The sequence below is a fragment of the Bradyrhizobium sp. SZCCHNPS1003 genome (assembly GCF_032381555.1).
Classification (GTDB): domain Bacteria; phylum Pseudomonadota; class Alphaproteobacteria; order Rhizobiales; family Xanthobacteraceae; genus Bradyrhizobium.
On record NZ_JAUHIU010000001.1, the window covers coordinates 555,709 to 568,390 of the forward strand.

Here is a 12,682-nt window from a genome sequence, read left to right on the forward strand (position 1 = left end):
CCGGGCGCGCGATGATCGTCGTCGCGACGCGCGCCTGCCCTCCTCGTGCATGAGTCCCGGCGAGGTCCGCGCCGAAAGCCTCCGTCATGGATACCCCCTTCATCTCGTTCCGGCAGGTGGTCAAGCGCTTCGCTGCGCTGACCGTGGTCGACGATCTCGATCTCGATATCGCGCGCGGTGAGTTCGTCGCCCTGCTCGGGCCCTCCGGCTCCGGCAAGACCACGCTCTTGATGATGCTCGCCGGCTTCGAGCAGCCGACCAGCGGCACGATCGAGGTCGGCGGCGCCAGGGTCGACGGGCTGCCGCCGCACAAGCGCAACATGGGTGTGGTGTTCCAGAACTACGCGCTGTTCCCGCATATGAGCGTGCGCGACAACATCGCCTTTCCGCTCAAGATGCGCGGCACGTCCAAGCCCGAGATCGCGCAGCGCGTCGCCCGCGTGCTCGACACGGTCAAGCTGTCGACCATGGCCGAGCGCAAGCCGGCGCAGCTGTCCGGCGGCCAGCAGCAGCGCGTCGCGCTTGCCCGCGCCCTGGTGTTCGAGCCGCAGGTGGTGCTGATGGACGAGCCGCTCGGCGCGCTCGACAAGAAGCTGCGCGAGCAGATGCAGCTCGACATCCGCGACCTGCACCGCCGGCTCGGCCTCACCATCGTGTTCGTCACCCACGATCAGGACGAGGCGCTGACGATGTCCGACCGCATCGCCGTGTTCAACCACGGCAGGATCGAGCAGATCGGCCGGCCGCGCGAGATCTACGAGCTGCCGCGCACGCCGTTCGTGGCGGAGTTCATCGGCGAAACCAACCTGCTGACCTGCCAGGTCGATGAGCACGCCGGCGAAGCCGTGCGGTTGACCACGGACTCCGGGCTGTCCTTGTCGGCGCATTCTGGCGTCGTACGCGGCGACGGCGGCAAGGTGCAGGTTTCGATCCGCCCGGAGGCGATCCGGATCAACGATCATGCTGCGGCGACGGCGAACCGTCTCACCGCCCGCATCCTCGATGCCGTCTATTTCGGCGACCACGTGCGGCTCGTGGCGTCAGTCGGCGAGCAGCGGCTGATCATCAAGGGCGACCGCATGAGCGAGGCGGCGGAGGTCGGCCGCGACGTGGCGCTGTCATTCGCGGCGTCGGATGTCTGGGTGGTGGGATCATGCGACCAGACCTCGCCCAGCGCCTGAAGGCGGCCCTGCTGCTCGCACCGCTTCTGGCGTTCATGCTGTCGTTCTTCGTCGTGCCGCTGGTGACGATGATGAAGTCGGCGGTATCGGATCCGGTCGCGACCGAGTCCCTGCCCCGCACCCACAAGGCGCTGGCGCGCTGGGACCGCATAAGCGTGCCTCCTGCAACCGCACAGGCCGCGTTCGTCGACGACATCCGCAAGCTGGCCAATGACGAGCAGTTCGGCGATCTCGTTCGCCGCCTGAACAGCGCGCAGTCCGGCTTCCGCAGCCTGCTCGGCAAGACCCGCCGCGCGCTCGACAGCTCCGGCGCGGTCGACCTCGCCGCGATCGACTCGCGCTGGAGCGAGACCTCCTATTGGACGACCATCGCCGAGGCCGTGGCCTCGCCCTGGACCGACAAGAACCTGCTCGCCGCCGTCGACCTCGAGCGCAACGCCGCCGGCAATATCGCTGCGATGCCGGAGGGCGCCTCGGCCAACCGCCTGATCATGATCCGGACCTTCGTGACCTCGGCGCTGGTGACGCTGGCCTGCATCCTCATCGGCCTGCCGTTCGCGATGGTGGCCGCCTCGGTCGAGGGCTGGCGCCGGCAGATCCTGCTCGGCGCGGTGCTGCTGCCGCTGTGGACCTCGCTCCTGGTGCGCACCGCGGCCTGGTATGTCGTGCTGCAGGACAACGGCCTGATCAATGCCACGCTCAGGGGATTGGGCCTTACTTCAGCGCCGGTGCCGCTGATGTTCAACCGGCTCGGCGTCGTCATCGCGATGACGCATGTGCTGCTGCCGTTCATGGTGCTGCCGATCTTCAGCGTGCTGATCGCGATTCCGCGCAACCTGATGCCGGCGGCGGCCTCGCTCGGCGCGCATCCGCTGCGCGCCTTCGTCCACGTGCTGCTGCCGCTTTCGATGCGCGGCGTCGTCTCCGGCGCGCTGCTCGTGTTCATGGCCGCGCTGGGCTACTACATCACGCCCGCTTTGATCGGCGGCGCCAACGACCAGATGATCAGCTCGGTGATCGCCTACTACGCCACGGGGGCGGCGAACTGGGGCATGGCCGGCGCGCTCGGTCTCGTCCTGCTGGCGATGACGATCCTGCTCTATGCCGTCTACATCCGGCTGACCTCGGCCGAGGAGCAGCGCGCATGAAATGGCTGCCGCTCATCAAGCTGCTGTTCGCGATCGCCGTCGTCGTGTTCCTGCTCGGGCCGTTGATCGCGGTGCTGCCGTTGTCGCTCACCGACAGCGTATTCCTGAACTATCCCATTCCCGGCTATTCGACGCGCTGGTTTCGCGAGCTGGTCACCGCCGAATCCTGGCGGCTGTCCATCGTCAACAGCCTGCTGATCGGCTCGGGGACCACAGCCCTTGCAACGTTGCTCGGCACACTCGCCGCGCTCGGCCTGCGCGGCAGGCGCGCCTCGCTGCTGATCTCGACCTTGCGCACCGTGTTCCTGCTGCCGATGGTCGTGCCGGCGGTCGTGCTCGGCGTCGGCATGCAGCTGATGTTTTCGCGCTACGGGCTCACCAACACCTATCTCGGCGTCATCATCGCGCACACCGTCGTCGCCGTTCCGTTCGTGCTGGTCAACGTCTCCTCAGCCTTGCAGGGCGTCGATATCCAGCTCGAGCGGGCCGCCGCGAGCCTCGGCGCCTCGCCCGCCATGGTGCTGCGCTCGGTGACCTTTCCCATCGCGCTGCCCGGCATCATCTCCGGCGCATTGTTCGCTTTCGCGACGTCGCTGGACGAGGTGGTGCTGACGCTGTTCGTCGCCGGCCCCAATCAGCGCACCCTGGCGCGGCAGATGTTCGCCACCATCCGCGAGAACATCAGCCCGGCGATCGTCTCGGCGGCGGCCGTGTTCATCGTCGGCACGATCGCGCTGTCGCTGGCGATGCTCGCGATCCGGCGGCGGATGTCGTGACGAGCGAGCTGCCGTGCGCATCCGCCAGTTGAGTGACCCGTCATGCCCGGGCTTGACCTGGGCATCCACGTCCTTTCCTCCACGCATGAAGACGCGGATGGCTGGGACGATCCCGGCCATGACGTCGTGGAGAGAGCCGGGCTACAACCCTGATCGTCAAGTCAGATCGCCCTACCCCGCCTTCACGTACTTCCGCCAATTGTGCGCTTCCTTGAACCCGAGCACCTCGCGCGCCTTGCGGTTCGACAGCGGCGCTTCGCGCTCGCCGAGCTCACGGGTGATCGGGACGTTGGGACAGTAGCGGCGCAGCAGCTCGCGCGTCGGGATATCAGCCGTCACCGTGTCGTTGACGGCGTTGAAGACCTGGAAGCCGAGCCCGTCCTTCTGGAGCGCCAGATGCACGATCTCGCCGAGGTCGCGGGCGTCGATATAGGACCACGCATTGCGCTTGCGCGACGGGGGATCGGCGAGAAAGCCGGGAAACCTGTCGTATTCATGCGGCTCGATGACGTTGCCGATGCGCAAGCAATAGATGTCGATGCCGTAGCGCATCGCAAACGCCCGCGCCGTCTTTTCGTTCACGACCTTGGACAGCCCGTAGGAATCCATCGGGTCGGTGTCGTAGTCCTCCTCGAGCGGAAAGCTCCTGAAGTCCTTGTCGCCCTCCGCGAAGCATACGCCATAGGTGGTCTCGCTGGAGGCGATGATGATCTTGCGCACGCCGAGCTTCGCCGCGGCCTCGATGACGTTGTAGGTGCTGATCGTGTTCACGCGAAAGGTCTCATTGTCGGGCTCGATGAGCACCCGCGGGATCGCGGCGAAATGCACCACCGCATCCGGCGCCCGTGGCGGCCGGCCGGCGTTGAAGCCGCCGAAGCCATGATGCGTGGTCAGCGCGTTGAAGGCCTGGCCGCTGTCTGTCAGATCGGCGATCAGGGTGTTGATCCCGGGGTGATCGAACGGCTTGAGGTCGACGTTGAGGAGCTCGTAGCCCTCGTCCTGCAGATGCGGCAGCACATGCCTGCCCGCCTTGCCTGTTCCCCCGGTGAACACCACGCGTTTGGCTGTCATTGTTCTGTCCTCGTGAATGCGTCGGTTCTAGCAGCTTCCACCCCGCCCGCTCCATAGGAACTTCCAACCGGCCGCGGCCCGCTGTCCCTCGACGTCGAACCGTGTTGCCGCGCCGCATGGGCTGACGAACGCGCCGGCCGGCAGGCGATCCATTTCAAGCTGTTCCTTGATGAAACATTCCACGCACGATTCCAACAATCCGAATTCGGCCAATGTCCCGACGGGCCAAACCCAAGCAACTCATTCGCGTCTGATCCATCACGGCGCTGGCGACAGCGGCCGCTGAGAATCTTTCTCACCATCAGCAGCCAAGTTCCCGCACTCGTGATCGGTAACTAATTGCCGTTACGTAGATGCACTGGGCGGCTGGTCCGTCCCGGAAAGGAGCTGTCATGCGATTGTCGTCTCGCGTCGTCGCGCCGTCATTCGTTGCAGTATTGGCGACGATCCTGCTCTGCGGCCCGTCCGTCTCGCAACCCGCAAAAGGCTCCGCCTCCACTGCTCCTGTTTCGAAATATCAAGGTAGTACTTGAGCAGCGTGATACCCGAACGCTCGATCATTGCCTCGAATGCCGGCACGGTCTCGAGGAATTCCTCGGTTTCCTCCTTGGTGCAGAAGCCCATGACGCGCTCAACTCCAGCCCGGTTATACCAACTGCGATTGAACAGCACGATCTCTCCTGCCGCGAGCAAGTGCGAAACGTGACGCTGGAAGTACCATGAACACTGTTCCCGATTGCTTGGCGGCCCCAGCGCTACGACGCGGGTATCACGCGGGCCTAGATGTTCGACGATCGACTTGATCGTGCCATCCTTGCCGGCGGCGTCGCGACCTTCGATGATGACGAGGATGCGCCGACCGCGCTCAATCACGCAGCGCTGCAGCTTCACGAGCTCTCCGATGAGACGAGATCAGATTTGTCCAATCAATGCACGCTGACGTTGCGCTAAATCAATTCATACAGGCCTTCTCGGATCATTGTCGTTTTTGAGACACCGGATGCGGGTAGCTGCGCTCCCCGAAAATGAACTTGGAGATGCTCCTATGAACAAGTCGTCCAAAACCGTGCTGGCTGCACTCATCATCGCCACCACACCACTTCTCGTTGCCCCCGTCATTGCCGCTCCGGTAACCTCCCCGCTGATGCTGCGCAGCGCCGTGGCGCCATCGGTCGAGACCGTGCGATATCGCCATGGCTGGCACGGCGGCGCGGGTGTCGGAATTGGTGCAGGCATCGCTGGCGCGCTGATCGGCGGAGCGATCATTGGGGCAACGCAACCCTACGGATACTACGGCTACGGTCCCGGGCCGGTCTACGTCGCTCCGGCTCCCTATGTGGGCGACGCCGTCAACTATTGTGCGCAACGCTTCAGGTCTTATGACCCGTATTCCGGCACGTATCTTGGCTACGACGGCTTACGACATCCGTGCCCGTGAGAGTAACCGGAGTCTCCGCCTGTCTGTCGTGATTCAAACCTGTCATCTATTCAGATCAACCGCTCGAAATAGAACAAATCCGCTATAGCTGGACGCCTCATTGGCGGGCTCCGTTCATCCTTGTCCACTCATGAAAGTGAGTGGACATTATTGGACTCCCTGCTCCCCTTCAGAGGCTGCTCCAGTCTCGTCGAGCGCTGTTCTTCTGAAACAAGGGCCTCCTCGTCCGGCGTGACGGAGGTCGACTACTGACGCTATCGTGGCCGCTACTACCGCGCTTCCGGAGTCCGCAATCGGTTCTGGGATTCCCGGCGCCGAAGCTGGAGCCGCTACCTACCGACCCGGCCATTTCGCGCCGGGCTACTACGCACCAGGCCAATACGGTTGTCCCTACCGCTATCGTCGCCGCCACGTGCCATGCTGAGGGCACGATTAATCCAAGATATACAGAAGAGACGCGGTAGCGCTCATCTGCGCCTGGGAACGTCACGGCTAAACATGCGCCGCGCAGCGGTGCCCAAGCTTGTTGCTGTGATTATGTCAACTCCGTTGACGCGTTCACCTTTATCGTCATGCCGGCCTTTCCGCCTCGAAATTACCCCCGCGGTTTTGCGCTACATCAAGGTCGCCATGACCGCGAGGAGCAGGCTGTTTTTCTCTTTCTTCAACCTGCGGAGAAACCAGATGAGCCTTCCGAGATTGTGGACTACCAGCCAGGAGCCTGCATTCGACCCATTCAGGGCCATGCGGCGTGAAATGGAGAACGCGCTTCGCGTTTTCGATCAGGGTTTGCCTTCTCCCAGCATTGGTGCCGGGGCGCCAGCAGTCAGTGTGGCGGAGACCAAGGATGCTTTCGAAGTGACCGCCGAACTTCCCGGCGTGGACGACAAAGATATCAAGGTCAGCCTGGACGGCAACCAGCTGGTTATCTCCGGCGAGAAGAAGGCGGAGAGCACGAAGGACGAAAAGGACTGGCACGTCGAGGAGCGCAGCTACGGCTCATTCTATCGATCGATGTCTCTCCCATTCGAGCCGGAAGAGGGAGCCGTCGAAGCTCACTTCGACAAAGGCGTGCTGCATCTCGCCATCAAGAAGCCGGCCAAGGCGGTGAAAACCACCAAGACGATCGATATCAAGACAGGTGCTCCACCGAGCGCAAGCCCCGCACCGAACAAGGCCGCCGCACCTGGCAAGTCCGCTTAGTTCTGCTCGGCAGAAAGCCGGAGACCAGACCGAGGTAAGCCGGTCGCGGTCTCCGGATTTTGTCCTTCGCCTTCTCCGGTGCCGCGATGAGACTTCGTAGCTTGATCGGCTTCTTGGTCTCAGCGAGCCTCCGTCACGCTTCTGCGATAGAATGAGAGCTCCGATGAAGAAGTCAGTTCGCTCAATTGAGGAGTCTGAGCAGAAGGTGCCACGTGCCGACCGGCCGCCGTCGGAAGGATTTGTGGTCATTGTCGACGGGCACTTCAAGTCGGCGTTTGAGACGGCCGAAGCGGCCGAAGCATCAGGTCGTAAACTGAAGTCGACCTATCCGATGCTCAAAATCGAAATCTATGACGCCGCTACAAGGGTCAGAACCTTGTTGACCCAAGACACATAGCTATCGCATCGTCCTCGTCGGGAGCGGACAATGGCCTTCCTAAAAAGGGAACTGTATCGCCAGGTGAAAGGCCCCGATATCACACGCGAGGATCGCTGTTTCCTTGTCTTCGATACAGACACCAAGAACTTGTATGTCGAGCGAGAGGTGGCGCGTTTGGAGACTGGCATTGGGGGCACGATCGAATACCAAACGGCGACAATGGATATTTCGGACTATCTGACGCAGGGCGGTCAAACAGCTGGTCACCGCGAACTTTGGCGTTTGCTGAGAGCGCTCTTCAACGAGGACCGCGACGGTGCCGGCCCCTCGCGCGAGGTCTAACTTCGCCGCACCTTTTCACCGCCATCATCTGATGAACTCCGCACCCCAAGCCGACTGATCCGGCGCCTCGCGCACGACGACCTGCGGCGACGTCATGTTGGGCTTTGCTTCTCTTTTACAATTTGCGCCAACGGTCTGCGCACTCGCTCATCGTGAAATGTCATTCCGAAAAGGGCCAGAACGACCTGGCCGGGCGGAAGTTCCTCGTCGCCCTTTGCCTGTCGAATGAACATTTCCATCTCGCCATTTTCACGAACAACGATAGCCGCGTCGTTGGCCTTGGCCGGCACCGGGCCGTATACCTTGATCCCAATCAACAATTCGGCCTAGCCGTAGCCTATGGTGGCAATGACCATCATTCCAGGCCCGGAGCCAAAGCGAGATGAACACGCAGCTCGGCACTGGTGCTGCGGCCGAAAGCAGGGAAGCTCTACCCTATGTGCCGCGTCCATCGACTGGACGCCCGGTCAGCGAGCCGGCCGTACAGTCACGATTTGCGACGGGGCGCTGGGTTCTCGTTGGGATCGCGGCACTGCTTCTTGCTGCGTCCCTGGGCATCTGGTGGTCGTTCAGCGGCGACGCTTCAGTTCGATATGAGACAGCATCTGTTGCGATCGGCGACATCGCGCGCGACATCAACGCCACAGGGTCGGTCAATCCGGAATTGACGATCATTGTCGGGACCTATGTCTCCGGCGTGATCCAGGAATTGAGTTGCGATTACAACACGCAGGTCAAACGCGGACAAAGCTGCGCCAAGATTGATCCCCGCCCCTATCAGAGCATCGTCGATCAGGCGAAAGCCAGTCTCGCCATCGCGAAAGCGCAACTGGAGAAGGACAAGGCATCGCTCACCTATGCCAAGGCCAACCTGGAACGCCTCGCCACGCTCGTCAGGACAAGCGCCGTGTCGGAGGACGCCTACGACAATGCGAAAAACGTGTACGATCAGGCTCTGGCGCAAATTGCGTTTGACGGGGCCACCATCCAGCAGCGCGAAGCCGTGCTCGCCGCGGCACAGGTCAATCTCGACTATACCAACATCATCTCGCCGGTCGATGGCACGGTCGTTTCGCGCGCCGTCACCATGGGACAAACTGTGGCGGCGAGTTTCCAGACTCCCACCTTGTTTCTGATCGCGACCGACCTCACCAGGATGCAGGTGGACGCCAATGTCAGCGAGAGCGACATCGGCGGCATCAAGAATGGCGACAAGGCGACGTTCACGGTCGACGCATATCCGAAACGTCTGTTCGAGGGAACGGTGACCCAGGTCCGCCAGTCCCCGCAAACCGTGCAGAACGTCATCACTTACGATGTCGTCGTGAGCGTCAACAACCCTGATCTGGCGCTCAAGCCGGGCCTGACGGCGGCGACAAGGATCATCGTCGATCGGCGCAGCGGCGTGCTCCGAGTTCCGAACCGGGCGTTGCGTTATGTCCCGACCGGGACCGCCCTTGGCGACACGAAACAAGCGCGCGTTTGGGTGCTGCGGGACGGATCGCCGGTGCCGGTTCAGGTCATGGTCGGGCTCGACGACGACGAGTTTACGGAGATCGTGCAGGGCGACCTGAAGATCGACGACCGGGTGATCGTCGCGGAGCAACGGAATTCAGCGAAAGCACGTTCCAGCGTGCCGCGGCCCCGCCTCTGATCGCATCGGCTACAACGATTGAAGGCACATGGCGGAGCCGGTTATCAGGATTGAGGGAGTGTCGCGGACATATCATGTCGGCGACATCGACGTTCGCGCGCTTTCGGACGTCAGCCTGATCGTCGAACATGGCGAGTTCATCGCCATCATGGGCGCGTCCGGATCGGGCAAGTCGACGCTGATGTCGATCCTCGGTTGCCTCGATCGGCCTACCGCCGGTCATTACTGGTTCGACGGCATCGACGTCGCGCAGCTTGCAGAGCCGGATCTCGCCGGCCTTCGCAGCGAGCGGCTTGGGTTCGTATTCCAGAGCTTCAATCTATTGCCGCGCACCAGCGCCATCGACAACGTCGCCTTGCCGCTTCTGTACGCGATGTCCGGCCAGAGCCATGCGAGCGCGCGCTTCGAGCGGGCTCGCGCGGTTCTGGACAAGCTCGGGCTGCGCGACCGGGAACGCAACACGCCGGGCCAGTTGTCGGGCGGGCAGCAGCAGCGGGTGGCAATCGCGCGGGCCCTGATCAATCAGCCGAGCCTGCTGTTGGCGGATGAGCCGACCGGCAATCTCGATACCCGCAACTCCAACGAGATCATGCAGACGCTCAGCTCGCTCAATCGCGAACAGGGCGTCACCATCATCGTGGTGACCCACGAGCCGGATGTCGCGGCCTTTGCCGATCGCGTGCTGACCATGCGCGACGGCCAGATCATCACGGATGTGAAGAAGACAAAGCCCGCCAAGGCGCCGCAGCCGGCGAGCGGGACGGCGGACAAATTGGTCCAGCCAAGGGAACGGTCGGCCTACGTCGCAATGTCGGTCGCATCATGGCCCTTTGCCTGGATGGTGATGACGGCGGCCGCCGAGGCGATCTGGCGCAACAAGATGCGTTCAGCGCTGACAATGCTTGGAGTCTTCATCGGCGTCGCCGCATTGATTGTCATGGTGTCCGTCGGCCAGGGAGCGAACGAGGCGGTCCGAAAGGAGATCGCAAGGCTCGGGACCAACCTCGTGGTCATCCTGCCGGGCGCCGCCACAAGCGGGGGCGCTCGGGGGGGCTCCGGAAGCGCTTCGACGCTGACCGTTGCCGACGTCCGGGCGATCCGGCAGGAGGCACCCGCCGCCGGGGCGGTGAGCTACCTCATCCGCCAGCCGGGGCTGATCCGCTTTGCGAACCAGAACTGGACCACCGGCATTCAGGGCGTAAGCGCCAATTATCCTCCGATGACGAACTGGCAGATCGCCGCAGGGCGGGCGATCACTCCGGAGGACGAGCGAAGCTCGGCGCTGGTCGCGGTCCTCGGCGAGACCGTGCGCCGGCAACTCTTCGGCACCTCTCAGAATCCGATCGGGGCGACGGTGCAGGCCAAGGGTGTGTCGTTGCGGGTGGTCGGAATTCTTGAAACCAAGGGACAGACATCTTTTGGGCAGGACCAGGACGATCTGATCATGGTTCCGTTCACCACCGCCGAGCGCAAGATTATCGGCGTTGCCGCCCCAAGCCAGCAGCAAACGGCGATCAACTGGATTTATCCGACGCCGCCGAATCCGTATGGGCTTCAACCGCGCATGACCGGGTATGTGAATCAGATTTACGTGCAGGCGGTGGATCAGGCCGGCATCCAGGCGGCGATCGATCAGGCTACTGAAATCCTGGCGCGGCGTCACCGCATCCGCCCAGGCACCATCAACGATTTTTCCGTGCGCAACCTCAGTCAGATTGCGCAGACCGCGGAGGGAAGCAGCCGCATCATGGCGCTCCTCTTGGCCGCGGTGGCGTCCATCTCGCTTGTGGTCGGCGGCATCGGCATCATGAACATCCTGCTCGTCTCGGTGACGGAGCGAACGCGGGAGATCGGACTACGGATGGCGATTGGCGCGCGGAGATTGCACGTCCTGCTACAATTTCTTGCCGAGGCGATCTTCATCAGCGTCAGCGGCGGCATCGTGGGAATTGTCATCGGCGCGGCGTTGTCCGTCGCCATCTCCATCCTCACAGGCTGGCCGGCGCCGATATCCCTGGCCGCGATTGCCGGCGGGTTCCTGTTCTCGGCAGCCGTTGGCATATTCTTCGGCTACTACCCCGCGCGAAAGGCCGCTCGGCTCGATCCCATCGAAGCGCTGCGCTACGAGTAAGCAATACGTTGACCAGACGGCCCGACGTTGACGGGTTCGGGAAACTTGCGCATCCTAACTCCTTCACGAAATTTCGAAAGACTTCGCTCGTATGGACTGAACGAACCAGGCCAGGACGCAGAAGCCTAATCGACGGAAGCCGCCGCCCCATCAGCAACGCCGTCGAGTTTCGCCAGGCGCTTCGGTCGCGGGCCCGAACTCGCTGTATTCCGGACCGCCTCGGTCAGCATCTCACGGAGCTCAGCCTTCGTCTTATGCGGTTGCCGCGTGCTCGATTTCTGCCATTTTGCCATCCAGCTAATATGGGGATGCCCGCGCAAAATGCCACTTTTTGGTTCCAGGCATGGGTCTTCGGCGGCGACGAGAGGCGGGACGCCCAGGAGCTCATACGCACGATCGACGATGTGTCCAAAGATATCGTCTGCGAACATGACGCGGGCCGAGCAATTGTCCACGAGTGGACATGTTAGCTCGATTCATGTCCACCCGACGGGGCAACTTGAAATGACCTGCCGCGCGGACAACTCGGTCTGATGACCTGTCAATCGGCATCCAAAATTGCCCCCTGATCGGCGTCCAATTTTGACCGCCTCCGGCCGCGTGTTCTGGCGATAGCGCTCGCGGGGTCGGAGCTGGCCGGGGTTGCGGAGACGCCGCGAGCGCGGGGTGGGACGTGATCGTCGTCGCGGCTCTTGAAGCGCCAGCTGGCTCGCTGCTCCGTGGCGAGATGGCGCGGCCCTGCTCGCCATGCGGCTCACGCCGATGTCGAGCCTCGCCGACCAGGTGTACTGGCACGCCGAGAAGAACAACGAGCTACCGACCCGCGAGCTGATGTGGGCCTGCCGGGGTCGATGGTCGCGGCGGTCCACATGGCCAGGATGACCGAGGAGTCGCGCTGGCGCCGCCTGTTCGAGGTGCAGGCGGCACGGCTGTTGTCCGAGCTGGAGGACACCCCGCGCCCGCTCTGGACCCATGATCTGTATGGCGCCAAGGACCGCTTTCTCGGACCCGTGCATGGCCTTGCCGGCAACGTCATCCCGCTGTTGCTCGGATGGGATTGGCTGACGCCGGCTCAGCAGGCTGATGTCGCGTTCGTGCCGAAGGCGCTCGACGCGCTGCTCCTGGACGGCGGACGCTTCACCTGGGCCGCCGGGCCGCTGACCAAGGGCTCGAACCTCCGCCATGGCACCGGCGGTCCGGCTCGACCGCACGCGCCTGTTCGCCTGGGATTGCATCGCGGGCGACGCGCGGTTTCCCACCATCGATGTGGTCTGACGTCAGCGGTCTGCTGAGACGGCTTCCAGTCATCCGCACGCAGGGCAAAGCGCCGATGTCGGCCTGGGTGACTCGACGGGGAGC

Annotated in this window: 13 protein-coding genes; 10 read left to right on the forward strand and 3 right to left on the reverse strand. The window is 63.1% G+C overall.

Going from position 1 to position 12,682, the window contains the following annotated elements:
- Positions 1-86: 86 nt before the first annotated feature.
- From QX126_RS02570 to QX126_RS02580, 3 genes are read left to right on the forward strand one after another with little or no spacing between them, the layout of a single operon-like run.
- The gene (locus QX126_RS02570) at positions 87-1,181 is read left to right on the forward strand and encodes an ABC transporter ATP-binding protein (protein ID WP_315779125.1); all 1,095 of its coding nucleotides are present in this window, start codon (positions 87-89) and stop codon (positions 1,179-1,181) included.
- Positions 1,182-1,216: 35 nt separating this feature from the next.
- The gene (locus tag QX126_RS02575; protein WP_315737055.1) at positions 1,217-2,329 is read left to right on the forward strand and encodes an ABC transporter permease; all 1,113 of its coding nucleotides are present in this window, start codon (positions 1,217-1,219) and stop codon (positions 2,327-2,329) included.
- Positions 2,326-3,105: an ABC transporter permease gene (locus tag QX126_RS02580; RefSeq protein ID WP_315736497.1), complete on the forward strand. Its 780-nt coding sequence runs from the start codon at positions 2,326-2,328 to the stop codon at positions 3,103-3,105. The genes QX126_RS02575 and QX126_RS02580 overlap by 4 nt, the downstream gene beginning before the upstream one ends.
- Positions 3,106-3,276: 171 nt before the next feature.
- Here QX126_RS02580 and QX126_RS02585 read toward each other — a convergent pair whose 3' ends face one another.
- Positions 3,277-4,176: an NAD(P)-dependent oxidoreductase gene (locus QX126_RS02585; RefSeq protein WP_315779127.1), complete on the reverse strand. Its 900-nt coding sequence runs from the start codon at positions 4,174-4,176 to the stop codon at positions 3,277-3,279.
- A gap of 390 nt (positions 4,177-4,566) precedes the next feature.
- Positions 4,567-5,079: a hypothetical protein gene (locus QX126_RS02590; protein WP_409999068.1), complete on the reverse strand. Its 513-nt coding sequence runs from the start codon at positions 5,077-5,079 to the stop codon at positions 4,567-4,569.
- A gap of 142 nt (positions 5,080-5,221) precedes the next feature.
- On the opposite strand from QX126_RS02590, the gene QX126_RS02595 reads away from it, so the two are divergent.
- The 4 genes from QX126_RS02595 to QX126_RS02610 all read left to right on the forward strand — a co-directional run bounded on the left by QX126_RS02595 (position 5,222) and on the right by QX126_RS02610 (position 7,538).
- On the forward strand, positions 5,222-5,614 hold the full coding sequence (locus QX126_RS02595; RefSeq protein WP_315771219.1) for a BA14K family protein: 393 nt from the start codon (positions 5,222-5,224) through the stop codon (positions 5,612-5,614).
- A 498-nt stretch (positions 5,615-6,112) separates the two neighbouring features.
- On the forward strand, positions 6,113-6,817 hold the full coding sequence (locus QX126_RS02600) for an Hsp20/alpha crystallin family protein (protein ID WP_315779129.1): 705 nt from the start codon (positions 6,113-6,115) through the stop codon (positions 6,815-6,817).
- Between the two features lie 163 nt (positions 6,818-6,980).
- Complete coding sequence (locus QX126_RS02605) at positions 6,981-7,214, forward strand: hypothetical protein (protein WP_315736493.1); 234 nt, start codon at positions 6,981-6,983, stop codon at positions 7,212-7,214.
- A gap of 30 nt (positions 7,215-7,244) precedes the next feature.
- A complete protein-coding gene (locus QX126_RS02610; protein WP_315736492.1) occupies positions 7,245-7,538 on the forward strand; it encodes a hypothetical protein in 294 nt (97 codons plus the stop codon).
- Between the two features lie 92 nt (positions 7,539-7,630).
- Here the strand turns inward: QX126_RS02610 and QX126_RS02615 are convergent, their stop codons facing one another.
- Positions 7,631-7,855, reverse strand: a complete 225-nt coding sequence (locus QX126_RS02615; RefSeq protein WP_315779131.1) for a hypothetical protein — start codon at positions 7,853-7,855, stop codon at positions 7,631-7,633.
- Between the two features lie 65 nt (positions 7,856-7,920).
- Between QX126_RS02615 and QX126_RS02620 the strand changes: the two genes are divergently transcribed.
- The 3 genes from QX126_RS02620 to QX126_RS02635 all read left to right on the forward strand — a co-directional run bounded on the left by QX126_RS02620 (position 7,921) and on the right by QX126_RS02635 (position 12,615).
- On the forward strand, positions 7,921-9,192 hold the full coding sequence (locus QX126_RS02620; RefSeq protein ID WP_315779133.1) for an efflux RND transporter periplasmic adaptor subunit: 1,272 nt from the start codon (positions 7,921-7,923) through the stop codon (positions 9,190-9,192).
- A 28-nt stretch (positions 9,193-9,220) separates the two neighbouring features.
- The gene (locus QX126_RS02625) at positions 9,221-11,323 is read left to right on the forward strand and encodes an ABC transporter permease (RefSeq protein ID WP_315779135.1); all 2,103 of its coding nucleotides are present in this window, start codon (positions 9,221-9,223) and stop codon (positions 11,321-11,323) included.
- A gap of 869 nt (positions 11,324-12,192) precedes the next feature.
- Positions 12,193-12,615, forward strand: a complete 423-nt coding sequence (locus QX126_RS02635; protein ID WP_315779137.1) for a hypothetical protein — start codon at positions 12,193-12,195, stop codon at positions 12,613-12,615.
- The last annotated feature ends 67 nt before the right edge of the window (positions 12,616-12,682 follow it).